This is a genomic window from Streptomyces bluensis, assembly GCF_014650715.1.
GTDB classification, from domain to species: domain Bacteria; phylum Actinomycetota; class Actinomycetes; order Streptomycetales; family Streptomycetaceae; genus Streptomyces; species Streptomyces bluensis.
This window is the reverse complement of the sequence record NZ_BMVM01000001.1, coordinates 130,191-146,849: the sequence shown is the minus strand read 5'-3', so window position 1 is coordinate 146,849 and position 16,659 is coordinate 130,191. Positions and strand designations below refer to the sequence as shown.

Sequence of the window (16,659 nt, the reverse complement as noted above, 5' to 3'; positions counted from 1 at the left end):
GCCGTTGTCGGTCTCAGGCTTGGTTCACCACGGGTGCGGTGCCGAGTGGCCACGCATCAGCCGGATCCCCAGGGGGGTGATGGTGTGCTGGACGCTGATGCCCGCGCGCCGTGTGTCGATGAGTCCCGCCTCGCGGAGCACCGTGGTGTGGTGGGAGACGGTGGCCGGGGACAGCCCAGTGCGCCGGACGAGATGGGTGCTGGTGCTCTGATCCGCGGAGAGTGCCTCCAGCACTGCGGCACGGCCGTGACCCAGGAGTGCGGAGAGCCTGGTACGACGAGTGTCTTCGGCGTACTCGGAGGTTGAGGCGGGGTTCCACGTGCTGTCGTGGGTGACCGGGTAGATCACCACGGGGGGCAGGTCCGGATCGAGGTTGATCGCGGGTTCCTGGCCGATGAAGTAGGAGGGGGTCAGCAACAGGCCGCGGCCGCCGAGGTGGATGTCCCAGTCGTGATCCGGACAGGCCAGCTCCAGGACGGGAGGTGTCCAGCGGATCGTGGGATGCAGCCTGGACAGCATGCTGTCGAGGCCTTCCGTCAGCAGCGAGCGTGCCGCCGATAATCGGGCCACCTCAAAGCGGGCGTGCAGGTGATGCCACATGGGGGCGACCGCCGCCTGATGCCAATCGCGTACGGCCCCACTCACGGCTTCCAGGGCGCGCGGGGCACCGTCGGCGAGCGGGGCCACCCACAGGGGGAGTGGCGTGCCGGACATGCGGACGTACGCCTCCATGTCCTTGCGCAGAAATGACTTCGGTGTGTGCAGCAACTCCTCCAGCCCCGCATCGAGGTCCGTGGCGCCGGTCGGAGTCAGGAAGTCTGGACAGAACCCGTGAGGTGACGGCACCAGGGTTCGCAGCAAGTGAACGGAGCGGGGGAATCGGGAGTGTGACCAGCGCCGCCACGGCGCGAAGACGGTGCCGGGATCCCGTAGTCGCAGAAGCCGCAGGCTGAAGATCGTCTCGCTCAGTGGATTGGGCTCTTGTGCGAGCGACACACGAAGAAGATCGTCGCTCGTGAAATGGATGCGGAATGCCATCCTGCCTCTCCTCATGGACGTCAGGTGGTGTATCGAGCCTCACGACAGCCCGACGTCATCCCCCATACCCGCCGCAAAGGCCACCACAGACGGTCAGTTCCGGACCGGTGCGTGACCGGCCACGGGAGCACGGCCCCGACGGATCGTCCCATCTGAGAGCGTGGTCCCATGAGCACCGACCGCGCAGAGTGCAGCTGAAGGCGACGACTCGAACCATCCCGGCCGTACCGTTCGGGCAGGTCCCGGGAGCCGTATGCCGCAACAGCGGCTCCAGCACCCGCCCACCAGTCGGTTGGCCACGGCGGTGATCACTCGAAGGGGCAGCCGGGATTGGGCGCGTCCTGGGAGAACGGGGCGCCGTGCGGGAGGACGTAGAGCACGTTCAGGACGAGCGGGGTGTCGCCCAGGTTGCGGCCGATGTGGACGTACTCCGCCCCGGCCGGTTCCTGGATGGTGTTGCCCGTGCGGTAGACGCCGTCGGAGGCGCAACTTGAGTCGAAGTGGCTGAGCGTGCCCTGCTTGACGACGCCGTACAGCGGCCCGTCGTGGTAGTGCCAGCCGGTGGTCTGGCCGGGCGGGATGGTGATCTCCCGCAGGGTGTAGTCGGTGCCGTTCACGGTGGTCTGACCGATCACCCGGGCCGTGACCCCCGGTCCCTGAGGCGTGGCCTGGGCGGTGCCACCCACCAGGACGGTCGCGGCGGTCACGGCCCCGGTTATGACGGTGCCGAGCGTGTGGCGCATACGGGCCTCCTGCGAGTACGGGGTTGCATACCGCCGTGAACATAAGGCGCCGCAGAGGCTGTTGGGACGCGAACGCCCACATCGGTCCCCGAAAGATGCCGGAGCATCACGCCGCCTGGACCACTGGGGAACGAGGCCTGCGGCGGCAACCTGACCGCACCGCCGACTGCGACGAGAGAGCAAGCTGGGCCCGGCTCGCATCGCTCCGATCGTGGGCCTGCCCGTTTGGACCGTCCACCGGGTCCTGGCCCGGCACTGCCTGAACCGCCTTGGCTTCCTCGACCGGCCCACCGGACGGATCATCCGCCGCTACGAACGCAGCCGGCCCGGCACACCTGTCCACGTGGACGTCAAGAAACTCGGCCGCATCCCCGACGGCTGAGGGTGGCGGGTCCACGCCCGTGCCGCCTGCCCCGACTGCCGCCGCACCACCGGCTTCGACTACATCCACTCCGCGGTCGACGACTACAGCCGCCTCGCTTACAGCGAAGTCCACCCGGACGAGAAGGCCGCCACCTGCGCGGCCTTCCTCCAACGAGCCGCGGCCTTCTTCGCCAACTGCGGCGCGGCCGGCAAGCTCACCCGCGCCTACCGGCCGCAGACCAACGGCAAGGTCGAACGCTTCAACCGCACCCTGCTCGACGAGTGGGCCTGCCCGCGGCCCTGCACCAGCAACAACGAACGCACCCGCCGCCCTGACAGACATCCTGCACACCTACAACCGCCACCGCTGTCTTGACGCACTATCCAAGCCGAGCCAGCCATCCACGCGGAGCACGAGCGCCAGGCGAGCACGTCGACGCCATAGCCGGTGCCATCCGACAGCGTGAGGAGACGAACCGCATGGAGTTCCCCGCATTCACCGAGAGGGCGCCGTTGACAGCGCTCGGGATCGAGGTCAGTGACGGGCCGGACGCTTGAAATGTCCCAAACTCGGCGGTAATCACGCCCAACCATCTTGCTGCGCCTTTTGTCTGACAGGGCATGGATGCATGACATGCAAAGAAGGAAGGGGCTGCTCACCGATGAGACGCTGGACAACGGTGCTGGCAACGCTGGCGCTGGTACTGACAGGGGCAGGCGCCGTGCCGACTGCCGCTGCCGCGCCGCAGACCGCCGCTTGCGAGACGGGCTGGGGGAGTCAGGCGAAGTCGGAACCGGGATCACTTGAGATGGCCGGCGCTCTGGCGGACGTCCGGACCGGCCGCCACCCCTGCTATGACCGGATGGTCTTCGACATCCCAGGCATGACCACTGCCGACCCCGCCCTGTACTGGGTGCAGTATGTGCCCAGTTTCGCCCACATCCCGTCCCAGACCGGGATCCCCGTCGAGGGCGGGGCAGTCATCGAGATCGAGTTCACCGCTCCGGTCAACCACTCGCAGTATCCGGTCGGGCTCGCGGATCCGCTGCCGGGGCTGGACTTCAGCGGCTACCAGACCTTCCGGGACGCGAAGTTCGGCGGCTACTACGACTCAGCCACCCATATCGGACTCGGTGTTCGGGCCCGGCTGCCGTTCCGGGTGCTGGTACTGCCCGAACGGCTGGTGGTGGACGTGGCGCACCGCTGGTAGCCGCGTCCCGGCCACTCGGCGTCGACGCCAGCCGGTACATCGCATGACGTCTCCTCAGGTTGTCGCAGGGAGGACCCGCGCTGTTGGCGTCGTCAGTGAGGGCGTTCCGGCGACCATGAGATGACCGGCAACTCCAGTGCCTCTGGTGGGTGACGGACAGGGGCCTCGGGCCATGGCCGAGAGCTCGCAGGAACCGGCCCTCACCCCCCTGCGGTTACGGGACAGCAGATGGACGGCGTCGTCTTGCGCGAGACGTGCCGGCATTCACTTGCCGGCATGGCGCTGGTCGTAGTGGCAGCGGGCAGCTTCGACCGCGTCGAGGTGATGGGCGGCCCATTCCAGCACGGCGTACACAGGCCGCTTGCTGCCCGTCCTGCTCCGTCCTGCCCCGGTCGACGGGGCTTCGTCCGGTCTTGAGAGTCCCCTTTAACGCCCGGATGCGGGAACCGTCGACCGCCGCACGGGAGAAGTCCAAGGCGTTCGCACCCCGGAGCTTGGCCAGGAGGACCTCGTGCAGCCGGGGCCGCACTCCGGCTCGGACCACTCGGCCAGGCGGCGCCAGCAGGTCATGCCCGAGCCGAAGCCGACTTCTTGAGGGAGGTATTCCCAGGCGATCCCGGTGTGCAGCACGAACAGGATGCCCTGGAACTCCTGCCGCGGCTGGAGAATCTCGTGGCCGGCCGGGACTTCGACCCCTCCGCCGCCATCGGGATCGTGCGCGTCGTCTGCACCGACTACGCCGCCTCCACCCTGGGACCGCACCTGCTGCCCCGGCTGCTTCGAGCCGCGCCCAAGCTGGAAGTCCGCTTCGAGCCGAGGGGAGATGACAGTTACACGGACCTCGAACAGGACCGGGCCGACATTGTCCTGTCCGTCCTCCGCCCGGCCGCCCCACTACGGTGGGAGCGCCTGTTCACCGACGACGTGATCTGCGTGGTGGACCACGACCACCCTGTGCGGGACCGCTTCTCGCTGGCCGAATACGTAGCGGCCCGCCACCTGGTCATCGCGTTGATACAGCAGGAGCAGCCGTTGATCGAGCGGTGGTTACAGGCCCTCGGCCACAGCCGGACAGCCGCGGTGCGGGTGGCGCACTTCAGCTCGGCCTTCGCCGTCCTGCCCGGTACGCCTCTGGTGGCAACGATTCCGCGAAGACTGGCGGAGCAGCGGGCGGCCACGAATCCGCGCATGCGGCTGGTCGAGGCCCCGGAAGAGTTCGACGCGTTTCCCTATGGGATGGCCTGGCACACACGTCTGGACACCGATCCGATGCACTCCTGGTTACGCCACATGCTCCGTGCGGCGGCGACGGACCTGACCTCACGTCGGCCGAAGCCGGCCGGCTAGATGATCCATTCCAAGGGATCAGTGATCGTACGAGGTGAGCGAGCGGTGGATGCCTTGTCTGGCGTGGTGGCTTGAACAGCGCCCCGCCGGGCCGCTGCCGTTCGCCCTTGCGCGTCGGACGCAGCAACTGAATGCCTAGCTGGGCAAGTTCCTGTGCGAAGGTGCGGCCGAAAATAGTTCTTGTCGCCGATCAGTGTCTGGCCGGGCCGGGCAGCGACAAGGTGCGGCTCGGCCGCGAGCAGGTCCAGTAGCAGGCCCCAGAAGAAGCGGCTGTGGCTGTCGCAGTAGCCGTACCCGGCCCATCCGACCAGGTCAGAGCGCTTCACGGTCTCTCCCGAGCGGCCACATTCCACAGGTGTGGAGTCCACGATCCACACGTCGTCGGTCGTCGCATAGAGTGCTGCCGCGAGGGTGTCCGGGTTGTTCGTCACAAAATATCATGGTCGCCCTCGCCTCATCACCGCATCGACCACGCTCTTTCGAGTACCGGGGACAACTCCCCTCAGCGGTGCGGCTTCGCCCGCCGTGACTCGGCCGGCCGAGCGACGGCGTTGAGGCACGGTATCCACAACTGAGGGGGTCGTTCACGATGGCTACGTATGTGTTGATTCCCGGTGCCGCGTCCAGCCCGTGGTACTGGCATCTGCTGGAGGCTGAGCTGCGCGGGCGAGGCCATGACGTGGTGGCGGTGGACCTGCCGTGCGACGACGACTCGGCCGGGCTGGCCGAGTACGCCGACAGCGTGGTCGACGCCATCGGTGATCGCACCAGCCTGATCCTGGTGGCCCACTCCTTCGGCGGGTTCACCGCCCCGCTGGTGTGCGACCGCGTGCCGGTGGATTTGCTGGTGATGCTGCAGGCGCAGATCCCGGCACCGGGTGAGGCCCCAGGTCAGTGGTGGGCCAACACCGGCTACGAACAAGCCAGGCGTGAACAAGACGAACGCGACGGCAGGGACCCCGACGACGACACCGCCCTGTTCCACCACGACACCCCGCCGGAACTGGCCGCCGAGGCCGAGAAGCACACGCGTACGCAGTCGGCAACCCCGTTCATGGAGCCATGGCCGCTGGCCGCGTGGCCAGACGTGCCCACGAAGTTCTTGCTGTCCCGCGACGACCGCTTCTTCCCCGCCGAGTACATGCGCCGCATCGTGCGGGAGCGCCTGGGCATTACCCCCGACGAACTGCCCGGTGACCACTGCCCCATGCTCGGCCACCCCACAGAACTGGCCGACCACCTGGAGGCATACCGAACCGGGGCATAACAGTCGCACGGCCCCACGCCCCCTCTTCCGCGTCCGCACTGGGCCACTGACCGACATCCACCGACTCGATCTCGACGTAGGGCCCGCGCCGAGACGTCCAGGTCGTTCGCCACACCATGATCACGGCTGCCCGCATGACGAGTTGGTGAGCCGGTCGGGTCAGCGCAGGAAGTCCAGCAGCCGCTTCGTCAGCTCCTGAGGAACTTCTTCGGGCAGGAAGTGACCGGCTCCGGGGATGACCAGTTCGGTGACGTCGGTGGCCACCAGGCGCATCGTCTCCGCAGGCATGGTGCCGGTGCTGTACTGGCCGCCGATGGCCAGGACCGGGATGGTCAGCGGTCCCTGCTCGCGCCAGCGCTGGATGTGCTCGGCGGTGGTGTCGAGGGTGCGGTAGTACTCGAAGCTGGCACGCCGGGCGGCCGGGTCGCGCAGGTGGTCGACGTACAGGTCCACGGCGTACGGCGGGATGGCGCCAGGGATGGCGGTCTTGGTCGCGAACTGGTGGCCGAAGTAGATCTCCTCGCGGCCGGCGATCAGGCGTTCGTTGAGGTCCGCGAGGCGGTTGATGACGAAGTGCGACATCACCTCGTTGGTGGTCGGGTCCGTCAGCATCGGCGGGAACGGAGTGACGCCGGGGAGGATCGACTCGGCGCCGACGAAGCGGGTGACGCGGTCGCGGTGGCTCGCGGCCAGGGCGTAGGCGACCAGCATGCCCAGGTCGTAGCCGACGACGGCGAAGCGTTCGTGACTCAGGGCGGTCATCAGCTCGGCCATGTCGCCGGCGAGGGTGTCGGCGTCATAGCCGGTGGCGGGCTTGTCGCTGGCGCCCATGCCGCGCAGGTCGGGGGCGATGACGGTGAAGTGCTCGGCGAGGGCGGGCATGGCCAGGCGCCAGCTGCACCAGAACTGGGGCCAGCCGGGCAGGAGCAGCAGCGGCGGGCCGTCGCCGCCGACGACGGCGTGCAGGGTCACCTCGGCGGTGGTCACGGTGCGGCTGGTGAAGGTATCGGTGAAGCCGGCGGGCAGGCCCGGGACGTCGGTGACGGTGAATGTCATGGTGGTTTCTCCTCGGGGCCGCGAAGGCGCCACATCGAAACGGATGAACTATCCACTTCAACGTAACGCGAACCGGATGACTCATCCACTTATGCTGTGGGCATGACCCCTCCATCGATGCGCAAGGACGCCGCCCGCAACCGGCAGTGCATCCTCGATGTGGCCCGCCGGCTCATCGACGAAGGCACCCCCTTGCAGCTCAACGACATCGCCCGTCTTGCCGGCGTGGGGGTGGCCACGACCTACCGGCACTTCCCGACGCCCGAGGCGTTGATGGAGACCGTGGCGACCCCGGGCCTGGAGGCTCTGATCACCCGCGCGGAGCAGGCCCTGACCGAGGAGGACCCTTGGGGCGCCCTGACCGGCTTCCTCGGCACCACCCTCACGATGCAGCTGACCGACCCCTCCATCACCCTCGTCCGCGCCGCCCCCGAACATGTTCTGCCCCGCACCCGGGAGCTCACCGCCACGCTGGACGCGCTCGCCGGCCGCCTGCTCAAGCACGCACAGGCGGCGGGATCCGTTCAGGGCGTCGTCACCTGGGACGACCTGCTACCCCTCATGTGCGGAATCGCCTACGCCGCAGGCGTCCACGCCGACGGCCAAGAAGAGCGCCTTGACTCCGGTCGCCGCTATCTGGGGGTGATGCTGCGGGGGCTGCGCAGCTGATCCAGCGCGATCCGCGATCCGCGATCCGGGGTGGAGTGCTGCAATCTCGTCCAGCTCAGCCCGGTACCGCGGGAGCGCCCGGCGCAGCGCCTGGTGGAGGCGGAGAAACGCGGCGGCCTCCTGCTCGGTGTAGGGGCGGAGCCGTTCCGCCGTCAGCGCCCACGATGCCTGCCCGGCGCCGCCGGCCTCGTGGCGCAACAGGGCGTGGCCGCCCCGGCGGATCACGGTCACGGCCGCGATCTGCGGGTGCCGCTCAGCGACGGCGACGACGTCGGCGAGCGCGCGGAAGCATGTGTCGTGCCCCGCGAGTGGTGAACCAGCCGGTGCCGCCGCGTTGCATTGCCCGGGCGCAGCGCGGTGGCGAGTCGGCTGTCGGCTTCGCGTACGGCCAGGACCACGAGTTCGACCGGATGGCCGGTGGTCACAAACGGCAGCGCGCTGTCGAAGAACTCCTCCGCGCTGCCGGGGGCGCCCCCGATCAGGACATCGCCGCGCCTCAGGCGTACGTACTCTCAGCCTGGGTGAACCACGACTTGTAGTCGGCTCGGATCGCGGCCCCGGCGCTGCGGGGATCGTCGCGCAGCACCTGGTAGTAGTCGGGGGTGCGAGGCCTTGAAGTCGTTGCCGACCAGACGGGCCGTGCCAGGCCGCATGGCGCGGCAGACCATCCTGGCAGCCAGGAGTATGCCCGCTCCGGGCTGACCGAGGACGTACACGGCGTGTGGGTCGTCCCGGGGAGGTCGGCGGGCCCGAGGCTGTCACCGCAGCATGCGGTTCAGGTACGACGGGGCGATCAGCTCGTTGAAGATCCGGCGGTGTTCGCCGGGCGAGACCCGGTGGTAGTCGACGCCGGACGCGCGTCTGCCGGGCTGGGCGATGCGGCGGACCGGATAGGACCAGGTCGCCGCGCGCTCGGTGTCCCGCTGCACGGCCAGGCGCCGGTCCTCGCTGACGAGTTCCGCGTGTACGCGCCGGTCCGTATACGGGCCAGCTCGCGGCGGAAAGAGGCGGTCCCGGGCGCGGTCCACGGCCGCGACGCTCCTGCTGCACCACCCGCGCCGCAGCGGGCCGACGCCGCCAACCGCCTTCGGCGGTGAGTTCGTCGGCGTACAGAACGGTGCCGTCGCGCCGTACGACGGTGACGCGGTCGGCGAGCTGCTCGTCCTCGATGGCGGCCGGCGTGGCCAGCAGGTTCCTCGCGCACCTGTCATGGTTCTTCCAGGACACGCACTGGCCGCCTCCGGCAGCGTCTTCGGCGAGAAAGCGGTCCCCGTCAACTCGCCCCGGCAGGCCGTCACATCGCACCATCCGACCAGACCAGGCACCCGCCAGGGCGCACGACTTCGCAGTGAGCACGATGACAGCCGTCGAATGCGCGGTCTCACAACCGGGCGTCCGCCGCGCCCCGCCTGTGCAAGGCCCGTTTGCGGCAGGCGGGAGAGCAGTACGTTGTCGAGGCAGGAGGTTCGACCCCGACCGTCCACGACGCCCCGCACTCCGGGCAGCTGGACGGCACGCCGGACTGCACCGCCGGCCCTCGGCCCTCGCCCGAGCCCGCCGCATCGCCGCCAATGCCGCGACCGGCAGACGGACGAACAGACACCGCCGTCGTCTTCGACGACTGCGCCAGCGGACCACCGCACCCCCGGCACAACCGCGGACCTGTGTCGTCGTCCGCGACCGCGACAAGTCGTAGCCGGGACATACCGTCCTTGCCCATGTGGTCACCGTACGGACATGACATGGCCGCCGGGAGGCCCGATCCAATGGCGGCAGATCCGTTGCACCGGGCCGCCTTGCCGCTGTTCGCCGACATGATGCTCGACAACTACACACTGCGGTTCGGTGTGATCGTGCCGACGGAACCGGCCGCCGAGCCGTACCGCAGGGCCCGGCAGCGGGTCCTGGACGGCGACGTGCCGGTTCGACGAGCTGAGGGTGCGGCGGGGCCGCCGCCACTGAGGAACCCGGGGCGCCGGCCGCGGTCGGCGCCCCTCGATGGCCTTGAGTGTCCCGGGGCGTTTGACGGTCTTACCCCTGGTCTGGAGCGGGGGCTGGGCCCATAGGTGTCCACTACTGCCGCCAGCCGGGGCCGGGAAGGCCCGATGCCGCGGCTGCGGTCCCGCTCGCCCGCTCTGCCGTTCCTCAGCCCAGTGACAGGTCGCCCTGATCGTCCTTGATCTTCACCTTGACCCAGGCATGGCCGCTGCGGTTGCCGTCGCCGACACCGTTGACCTTGCACTCGAACTCCCGGCCCGTCTCGACGGGGATGGAAGCGGGGCAGGTGACATCGTCGATGGTCGGGGGCTTGGCGAAGTCGGCGGAGTTGACGTTGTTGAGCACCGCCCGCGCCAGCGCGTCCTGATCCAGGACACGCTGCGGCTGCACGGCGGGACTCCCGGACAGCAGCATGATGGTGAAAGTGAGTGCACAACAGGCGGTCACTGCCAGGGAGAGCGCGATGACGGTACGGGCGAAGCTGCGTTGATCAGTCACGCGGACAGTCCTATCCGGCTGTCCGTGCTCACACAACCCTCTGTGGTGACATGAAGCCGCCTCGCGGTTTCTGTGGAGTGCTCCGGCACCACAGCCTGCCCGGCCGGAGAGAAGCTTGTGCACCCCTGCAGGACGAGGGGTGAGGCGGCGCCGTTTCTGTTCGTTATCTTCTGGCATCGAATGGTGTCTCGACGTGGGTGGCTCACCTGGGGATTCGCCGGACGTGGGGGCGGCCTTCGTCTGATCCTGTGCTCCGACCAAGGTGCACGTGACCACGACGAGGGCCGTGAGGGCGAGTCTGTTGCCTGGTGCTGTCCAGAGGGAAGCATCGCGCTTTCGGGGTGAGTTCTATGAGTGTCTGGCCGCCCGGTGTGACGAATTGTTCGAGCTGGTGGACGCGGTGTTGTGAGCGGACGGGGCGGTGAAGTCCCCGGTGGGGACTTGACGCTGTTGCCCGAGCATCGTCGTGGGCACGGAGCGATGTACGGCGGCTTGAGCCACGGCCGGATTGACATCGGTCGGCGGCAAGTGCTGGCCGGGCTGTTGCTGCCGCGTTTCGACTGGGGCGCCTGGTCCTGGCGGTCGATGTGTCGCCGTGGCTTCGCTCGGGCGTGCCGTGCTCGGCGGAGCGACTGTTCTGCCATGTCTACGGCCGGGCAAAGACAGCCTCGCAGTTCATTCCGGGCTGGCCCTACTCCTTCGTAGCGGTGCTGGAGCCGGGTGCCACGTCCTGGACCGCGGTTCTGGACGCGGTGCGGCTCGGTCCTGCGGACGACGCGACGGCAATCACCGCCGTCCAGTTGAGGGGTGTCGTCGAGCGGCTCATCGCCGCAGGCCTGTGGCAGACCGGAGACCCGCATATCGTGATCGTCAGCGACGCCGGCTATGACGTCACCCGTCTGGCCTGGGTCTTGCGCGACCTGCCGGTCGAGCTGGTCGGCCGGGTCCGCTCCGACTGCGTGATGCGTCTGCTGAAACCACCCCTGGACGCAAGGCGTCACCGGTCGGCCGCCAAAGCACGGCGCGGAATTCCGCTTCACCAAGCCGGAGATCCGGCCCGAGCCCGCGATCACCACGGTCACGGACACACCAACTACGGCAAGGCCGAGACCCAGGCGTGGGACCGGGTCCACCCACGGCTCACCCACTGCTCTTCATGGCTCGACCACGGCGGTGAACTTCCTGTGGTCGAAGGGACGTTGATGGGCTTGAAGGTTGAGTATCTATTGAAAGAGCGGGATTCCCCGCCGGTGTGGTTGTGGTCCCTCAAGACCGGCGCCACCTCGGACGACGTGGACCGTTTCTGGCAGGCATTTCTCCGCCGCTTCGATCTGAGCACACCTTCCGTTTCGCGAAGCAGACCCTGGGCTGGACCACTCCGAAACTCCGTACTCCCGAGGCGGCGGACCGCTGTACCTGGCTCCTGATCGTCGCTCACACCCAACTCCAGCTCACTCGGCCGCTCGCCGCGGACTTCCACCGGTCCTGGGAAAGCCCCCGCCACTTCCGATCGGCTCACCCCCGCTCGTGTCCGCCGGGGGTTCAGGAACACCCGCGCCTACCTCGCCTGCCCGACGCGTGTGCTCAAACCCCGAGGCGCGGGCCCCGGACGGCCGCTCGGCTCCAAGAACAAACATCGGGCAGCCCGCTACGACGCCGGTAAGACCGTCAAACGCCCCGAGACACTCAAGGCCATCGGCAAACCCGGAAGATCTTGGTAGATAAAGAACAAGCTCAGTGACTGTCTTTGATCCCTGTCGGGAGGGGTGTCGTGGCTCGTAGCCGAGTTGGGTGCCTGGCGTCGGCGGTCGACAGCTCGGGCGGATCTGCCCGGCTTGCGGTGGCCGGCTGAAGCCGGATGCTCAGCCGGGCGCCGTGTACTGCCCCCTGACCACGACGACACCGGAGACACCTCATATGCCTCACGTACAGCATCAGCAGCAGTGCAGCGTCGACCGGAACCACACCGCCGTATAAGCCTCGGACCGGCATTGTTCGACCGAGTTCCTCACCACAGTCCTGGGCCTCGAAGTGGGCGCCTCGTTCGCACCGTTCCTGCCCGCCTACCTCGGCAACGGCGTCACGCTGCTTCTCCGGGATCGTGTGCGCGATCCGCCGACGACGCAGGTAGGAGCGGATCGCCCGGGACGAATATGCACGGTCGGCGATCACGCGTGACGGCCGGGTACGCGGGCGTCCGCTGTCGATGCGGGCGACGCGGATCCTTGCCATGAAGCGGTTGAACTGCGGTGCATCCCCACGCTGTCCGCTGGTGATTGTGACGGCCAGGACGTGACCAGAGGCGTCCACTGCCAGGTGGATCTTTGTCGTCAGGCCGCCGCGGGAGTGGCCGAGTCCGTGGTCATCCGGCTCGTCCGCCAGGCCGTGCGGACATGTCCGGCCCGGATCACCAGCCCCTTTTGGCGGGCCCCGGCAGCGTGCTGGTGGGCACGGCACACGGTCGAGTCAACGGACACCTCCCACTCGATCTCACCGGCGGCATCGGCTTTGACCTGGAGCCATTCGAGGATGCGAGCCCAGGTGCCTTCGAGCTGCCATCGCGGGGAGACCGAGTACACGGTCCCCCCACGGCCCGTACCGCTTGGCTAACATCCCGCCAGGGTGAGCCGGTTCTGGCCCGCCACCAGATCCCATCCGAAGGCCTGACGCCGGTTCCTCGGCGGACGCCCCACCTTCGGAATCGGCGGCAACAGCGGCTCCAGCCGCTTCCACTGTTCATCTGTCAGGTCCTCACGAGCCATACCAACATCTCCCCACTGGTCAGCCAGGATTCCGATATTTTTGCCGAGCGGGGGGCTCACTCCTGCGGCTCGGGGAACATGACCGTCATGACGCCAGCGGCTAGGGCCGCCACATCTGTGGCGGGGTCCACCGCCGCCCGTAGACCGAGGCTGCCGCCCAGCGCACCCAGCACCACGACAAGCTGCTCCAGCGGAATGGCGGGCTGGATGTGCAGGCGTCGGCAAGTGCCCTCCAGCAAGGCGACGATCTGCTCCTCATGGCGGCGCTGAGCAGCTACCGAGACGGCCGCGGCCTCGGGGTGACGCGTCACCGAGGCCATGAACTCCATGGCGGCGGTGCTCCACCTCGCCGCGTCCTGGTCGTCGGTGAAGGCGCTCGGGATCAGCGCGGCGATCAGCTCCTGCCGACTGGACACCCGGTCCAGGGTTTCGCCGAGCAGTTGCAGGTGCGCCTCGGTGTGGGCATCGACGGCGGCCTGCCACAAGCCCTCCTTGCCTCCGAAGTGCTTGTACACGGCGCCTCGCGTGTAGCCGGCCTCCTCGGCGATCTCGTCGACCGTTGCCGCCAAGAACCCCCGGCGCTGGAGCACCGAGCGGCCTGCCTCCAACAGTCGCTCGTGCGTGACCTGCTGCTGCTCAGCCCGTGTCAACCTGCGCACCTGATCTGCCTCACATTCAGTAACAGTGCGTTTCTGGAAACGCTACGTTACTATAGTGAGGGTCGCTTGGCGCTTCGGATAAGGCAGGAGTCCGCCCGGTAATGATCGAGGTGGTGGCCATCGTGGCGGGAGGCGTCGGTGCGCTGACGGTGCTCTGCTGGGCGATGGACCGTGCCCTGCTGTGGCTGGAGGCTCGCGGCTGGGTGTACTGGCGAAAGAGCAAAGGGCTGAAAGCCATGGGGGTGGATCTGATGCTGGAAGGTTCCCCTGCGGCGAAGGCGCTTGAGCGGGCGATACGGGACGAGCGGACACGCAAGAACGTACGGCCTGCCGAAGAGCCGCCCTTCGACGTCGACCTTGATGCCGGCACGGTGCGGATCCGCGGCGACATGAAGGGTGGCGAGGTCAAGATCATGGGCACGGCCGGCAAGGCGGTGACACATGAGTGAAGTCGTCCCCTACCTGGTGGTGTCCGGCTGCCTGATCGCGGTGATGGGGTTCTTCACCTGGCTGAAGCGCCTGGTGCTCCGCCGCGGACTGGCCGGGTCCGCTCTACGCGGCGCGCTGGCCTCCGAGGAGGAGGCCATGCGCATCACCTCCCACGAGTCCCAGATCGAGATCCGCGCCCAGGCCGACCGCCAGACACCGGTCGTCTCCGACGACCCACGGTGGACAAGCCGCACTTCAGAGGGCACGAGCGCGGCCCGGACGCGGCGGGCCCGCCGCCCTGGCGGGCGCCGCCTGCGCCGATGGTTGGGCCGCTAGCCACCTGAGCGGCAACTGCGCCGACGTGCTCCTGTTCGGCGGTCACCGCAGCCATAGGTGCACACTCTCCGGACGGGACATCTTGCCTCTGGTGACAGAGGCCACCCCAACAGTGTGGCTGGCGTACTTGGTGACTACTTCTCAAACGCTGCCTGGAAGACGGGCCCTCAGGGGCCGACGAACGACCGGCGTACCGCCGCCGACAGTGCCTGGCGGCGGCGGTCGTGCTCCTCGGGGCGGTCGTCCTGCGTCGCGGTGGTGTAGGGGCTCGCCGCGGACCAGGTCAGGGCCATGGAAGTGATCAGGGCGAGGATGTCCTGGGGGTCGAGCGAGGTGATGACCTTGCCGTCCCGTTGTGCCTCGGAGAGTGCCCGCAGTTTGGCGGCGACCGCCGGGTTTCCGGGCGCCAGGCTTCCGGTGTGAATCCCCTCCAGCTCCGCCCATGTCACCAGGCGGACCAGATCCGGGCGGGCGAGGAACGCGTCGTACAGCCGTACGGCGTAGGTGGCGAGGTCGGTGGCGGTGAACGGGACGATGTCGGCGACGGCGTCGGCGTGCAGGCGGAAGACCGCGTCGAACAGGCCGAGTTTGTCGCCGAAGTAGGCGTACAACTGGGCTTTGTTGACACCGGCGGCGGCCGCGATGCGGTCCACACGGGCGCCCGCGACGCCGTGGGCGGCGAAGTCCTCGGTGGCGGCGTCCAGCAGGCGACGGCGTGTGGCGTCGGCTTTCGCAGGAGACATGGCGCCAGATTACCAACTTGTTGGTTGCCCGCCGTGATCCTCTGCTCTATGCTGAAACTAACTAGTTGGTTTTTTGGAGGAGGTGGTAGCCCGTGGCCGTACGCGCGTACACGGTGGAGCAAGCCCGGGGTCCTGTACGGGTGCGGGAGTACGAGCCTGCACCCCTCGGCCCCTACGAAGTGGATGTCGCCGTCACCCACTGCGGTGTCTGCCACACCGATGTCGCCATGATCGACGACCTGCACGGCATCTCCCGCTTCCCGGTGGTCGCGGGGCACGAAGCGGTCGGCGTGGTCGAGGCGTTGGGCAGCGCGGTCGACCGCACCCGGCTGTCCGTCGGGCAGCGGGTCGGCGTCGGGGCGACCGCCGGAGCGTGCTTCGCCTGCGAGTGGTGTCTCGGCGGTCGGCAGCACCTCTGCCCGGACAAGGACGACCCCGTGCTCCGCGGCGACCGCGGCGCGTTCGCCACCCAGGTGCGCGCCAGTGACTGGCGGTATGTCCAGCCGATCCCCGACGCGCTCGCGTCCGAGCAGGCCGCGCCGCTCATGTGTGCCGGTTCGACGGTGTTCTCGGCGTTGGTACGGCACGAGGTGCGGCCCACCGACCGGGTCGCCGTGGTCGGCGTGGGCGGCCTGGGTCACCTCGCCCTCCAGTTCCTCGCGAAGTGGGGGTGCCATGTCACAGCCCTCTCCTCGACGGCCACGAAGGCGGACGACGCCCGGCGGTTCGGGGCGCACGAGTTCGTCGTGGCGGGCGTGGAGGGAGAGGGCCTCGCGGGTCTCTCCGGGGCGTTCGACTTCGTGCTGTCGACCGTCTCCGGCGACCTGCCGTGGGACGCGTACCTGGCGACGCTGCGGCCGCAGGGGACGCTGAGCGTCGTCGGGGTGCCCGAATCCGCGTTCACCGTTCAGCCGCTGAGTCTGCTGCTGGGCGAGAAGACCCTCGCCGGGGGCCTTGTGGGGACGCCCCTGGAGACGAGGCAGATGCTCGACTTCGCGGCCCGGCACGGCATCGGGCCGGAGGTCGAGACGTACCCGGTATCGCGCATGGAGGAGGCGCTCGACCGTGTGCGCGGCGCGCGGGCCCGCTACCGCGCGGTCCTGGAACTCTGATCGTCGGGCGCCCGGAGGGCAGGTCCCCGCCAGGCGCCCCGGGGCCGGGGCTACGGTGCCAGGATGTCCAGCTCGCGCAGGGCGCCCACGGTGATCTCCCGGGTGTAGCCCTCGGTGCGCTCCGGGGCGCGGGCGCGGACCGCTTCGGTAACCGGGACGTGGCCCGCCAGGATCACGCGGTGGAAGGCGACGTCGGCCGGTCTCGATGACGGCTCCCACCCGCCATGACGAAGCGCTGGGTCAGGGCGGCACGGACCCCGGTGAGCTGGGCTGTGGCGAGCTGTGCCCATTCGTCGTCGGGGGAGCGGGCCAGGTGCGGATCGAGCGTGCCCGTGAACACCCGGGTGACGGCCGAGGATCTACCGGAACTGCCGCTTGTCGTACTTGATCCAGTCCGCGGGGTCGTCGGAGAACCTGAACCCGTCCCG

Annotated in this window: 19 protein-coding genes and 5 pseudogenes; 10 read left to right on the top strand and 14 right to left on the bottom strand. The window is 68.7% G+C overall.

Features of this window, described 5'->3' with window-relative positions; translation table 11 throughout:
• Window positions 1-24: 24 nt before the first annotated feature.
• Together IE262_RS00830 and IE262_RS00825 are read right to left on the bottom strand one after the other, a co-directional pair.
• Entirely contained in the window at window positions 25-1,038 is a 1,014-nt protein-coding gene (locus IE262_RS00830) for an ArsR/SmtB family transcription factor (RefSeq protein WP_189870465.1), read from the bottom strand.
• A 308-nt stretch (window positions 1,039-1,346) separates the two neighbouring features.
• Entirely contained in the window at window positions 1,347-1,781 is a 435-nt protein-coding gene (locus tag IE262_RS00825) for a cupin domain-containing protein (RefSeq protein ID WP_134039467.1), read from the bottom strand.
• Between the two features lie 166 nt (window positions 1,782-1,947).
• On the opposite strand from IE262_RS00825, the pseudogene IE262_RS00820 reads away from it, so the two are divergent.
• Window positions 1,948-2,611, top strand: a pseudogene (locus IE262_RS00820) (integrase core domain-containing protein); the annotation flags it as partial.
• Window positions 2,612-2,806: 195 nt separating this feature from the next.
• Entirely contained in the window at window positions 2,807-3,355 is a 549-nt protein-coding gene (locus IE262_RS00815) for an AMIN-like domain-containing (lipo)protein (RefSeq protein WP_189870463.1), read from the top strand.
• Window positions 3,356-3,737: 382 nt separating this feature from the next.
• Here the strand turns inward: IE262_RS00815 and IE262_RS00810 are convergent.
• A pseudogene (locus IE262_RS00810) lies at window positions 3,738-4,012 on the bottom strand (transposase); the annotation flags it as partial.
• On the opposite strand from IE262_RS00810, the gene IE262_RS00805 reads away from it, so the two are divergent.
• Window positions 3,977-4,702, top strand: a complete 726-nt coding sequence (locus IE262_RS00805; protein WP_189870459.1) for a LysR substrate-binding domain-containing protein — start codon at window positions 3,977-3,979, stop codon at window positions 4,700-4,702. The pseudogene IE262_RS00810 and the gene IE262_RS00805 overlap by 36 nt on opposite strands.
• Before the next feature lie 58 nt (window positions 4,703-4,760).
• On the opposite strand, the pseudogene IE262_RS40455 reads toward IE262_RS00805, so the two are convergent.
• Window positions 4,761-5,112, bottom strand: a pseudogene (locus tag IE262_RS40455) (transposase family protein); the annotation flags it as partial.
• A 179-nt stretch (window positions 5,113-5,291) separates the two neighbouring features.
• On the opposite strand from IE262_RS40455, the gene IE262_RS00800 reads away from it, so the two are divergent.
• Window positions 5,292-5,969 (top strand): alpha/beta hydrolase, encoded by a 678-nt coding sequence (locus IE262_RS00800; RefSeq protein WP_189870457.1) that lies wholly within the window; start codon window positions 5,292-5,294, stop codon window positions 5,967-5,969.
• A gap of 159 nt (window positions 5,970-6,128) precedes the next feature.
• On the opposite strand, the gene IE262_RS00795 is transcribed toward IE262_RS00800, so the two are convergent.
• On the bottom strand, window positions 6,129-7,025 hold the full coding sequence (locus IE262_RS00795) for an alpha/beta fold hydrolase (RefSeq protein ID WP_189870455.1): 897 nt from the start codon (window positions 7,023-7,025) through the stop codon (window positions 6,129-6,131).
• A 102-nt stretch (window positions 7,026-7,127) separates the two neighbouring features.
• Between IE262_RS00795 and IE262_RS00790 the strand changes: the two genes are divergently transcribed.
• Window positions 7,128-7,694, top strand: coding sequence for a TetR/AcrR family transcriptional regulator (locus tag IE262_RS00790; protein WP_189870453.1), 567 nt, complete (start codon window positions 7,128-7,130; stop codon window positions 7,692-7,694).
• Between the two features lie 30 nt (window positions 7,695-7,724).
• Window positions 7,725-8,009 (top strand): hypothetical protein, encoded by a 285-nt coding sequence (locus IE262_RS39250; protein WP_229877029.1) that lies wholly within the window; start codon window positions 7,725-7,727, stop codon window positions 8,007-8,009.
• 443 nt (window positions 8,010-8,452) lie between these two features.
• On the opposite strand, the gene IE262_RS39245 is transcribed toward IE262_RS39250, so the two are convergent.
• The 3 genes and pseudogenes from IE262_RS39245 to IE262_RS00780 form a co-directional block, all read right to left on the bottom strand.
• Window positions 8,453-8,722, bottom strand: a complete 270-nt coding sequence (locus IE262_RS39245; protein WP_229877028.1) for a hypothetical protein — start codon at window positions 8,720-8,722, stop codon at window positions 8,453-8,455.
• A gap of 82 nt (window positions 8,723-8,804) precedes the next feature.
• A pseudogene (locus IE262_RS40450) lies at window positions 8,805-9,002 on the bottom strand (zeta toxin family protein); the annotation flags it as partial.
• 837 nt (window positions 9,003-9,839) lie between these two features.
• Window positions 9,840-10,190, bottom strand: a complete 351-nt coding sequence (locus IE262_RS00780) for a DUF4333 domain-containing protein (protein ID WP_189870451.1) — start codon at window positions 10,188-10,190, stop codon at window positions 9,840-9,842.
• Between the two features lie 587 nt (window positions 10,191-10,777).
• Between IE262_RS00780 and IE262_RS00775 the strand changes: the two genes are divergently transcribed.
• Window positions 10,778-11,617 carry a transposase gene (locus IE262_RS00775; protein WP_229877027.1) on the top strand — a complete coding sequence of 280 codons (840 nt, stop codon included), beginning with the start codon at window positions 10,778-10,780 and terminating at the stop codon, window positions 11,615-11,617.
• Between the two features lie 307 nt (window positions 11,618-11,924).
• Here IE262_RS00775 and IE262_RS40445 read toward each other — a convergent pair whose 3' ends face one another.
• From IE262_RS40445 to IE262_RS40115, 3 genes are all read right to left on the bottom strand, one after another.
• Window positions 11,925-12,500, bottom strand: a complete 576-nt coding sequence (locus IE262_RS40445) for a transposase (RefSeq protein ID WP_373304956.1) — start codon at window positions 12,498-12,500, stop codon at window positions 11,925-11,927.
• 20 nt (window positions 12,501-12,520) lie between these two features.
• Window positions 12,521-12,769 carry a hypothetical protein gene (locus IE262_RS39235; RefSeq protein WP_134039475.1) on the bottom strand — a complete coding sequence of 83 codons (249 nt, stop codon included), beginning with the start codon at window positions 12,767-12,769 and terminating at the stop codon, window positions 12,521-12,523.
• 239 nt (window positions 12,770-13,008) lie between these two features.
• Window positions 13,009-13,602, bottom strand: a complete 594-nt coding sequence (locus tag IE262_RS40115) for a TetR/AcrR family transcriptional regulator (protein ID WP_308432700.1) — start codon at window positions 13,600-13,602, stop codon at window positions 13,009-13,011.
• Between the two features lie 110 nt (window positions 13,603-13,712).
• Here IE262_RS40115 and IE262_RS00760 point away from each other — a divergent pair, with 110 nt between their 5' ends.
• Both IE262_RS00760 and IE262_RS00755 read left to right on the top strand, forming a co-directional pair.
• Window positions 13,713-14,060 (top strand): hypothetical protein, encoded by a 348-nt coding sequence (locus IE262_RS00760; RefSeq protein WP_189870445.1) that lies wholly within the window; start codon window positions 13,713-13,715, stop codon window positions 14,058-14,060.
• Entirely contained in the window at window positions 14,053-14,376 is a 324-nt protein-coding gene (locus IE262_RS00755) for a hypothetical protein (RefSeq protein ID WP_189870443.1), read from the top strand. The genes IE262_RS00760 and IE262_RS00755 overlap by 8 nt, the downstream gene beginning before the upstream one ends.
• A gap of 167 nt (window positions 14,377-14,543) precedes the next feature.
• On the opposite strand, the gene IE262_RS00750 is transcribed toward IE262_RS00755, so the two are convergent.
• Complete coding sequence (locus IE262_RS00750; RefSeq protein WP_189870441.1) at window positions 14,544-15,119, bottom strand: TetR/AcrR family transcriptional regulator; 576 nt, start codon at window positions 15,117-15,119, stop codon at window positions 14,544-14,546.
• A gap of 92 nt (window positions 15,120-15,211) precedes the next feature.
• Between IE262_RS00750 and IE262_RS00745 the strand changes: the two genes are divergently transcribed.
• Window positions 15,212-16,231, top strand: a complete 1,020-nt coding sequence (locus tag IE262_RS00745) for an NAD(P)-dependent alcohol dehydrogenase (RefSeq protein ID WP_189870439.1) — start codon at window positions 15,212-15,214, stop codon at window positions 16,229-16,231.
• Between the two features lie 50 nt (window positions 16,232-16,281).
• Here the strand turns inward: IE262_RS00745 and IE262_RS00740 are convergent.
• Both IE262_RS00740 and IE262_RS39225 read right to left on the bottom strand, forming a co-directional pair.
• Window positions 16,282-16,392 (bottom strand): annotated as a pseudogene (locus IE262_RS00740) (GntR family transcriptional regulator); the annotation flags it as partial.
• Window positions 16,393-16,403: 11 nt separating this feature from the next.
• On the bottom strand, window positions 16,404-16,571 hold the full coding sequence (locus IE262_RS39225; protein WP_229877026.1) for a hypothetical protein: 168 nt from the start codon (window positions 16,569-16,571) through the stop codon (window positions 16,404-16,406).
• Window positions 16,572-16,659: the final 88 nt, after the last annotated feature.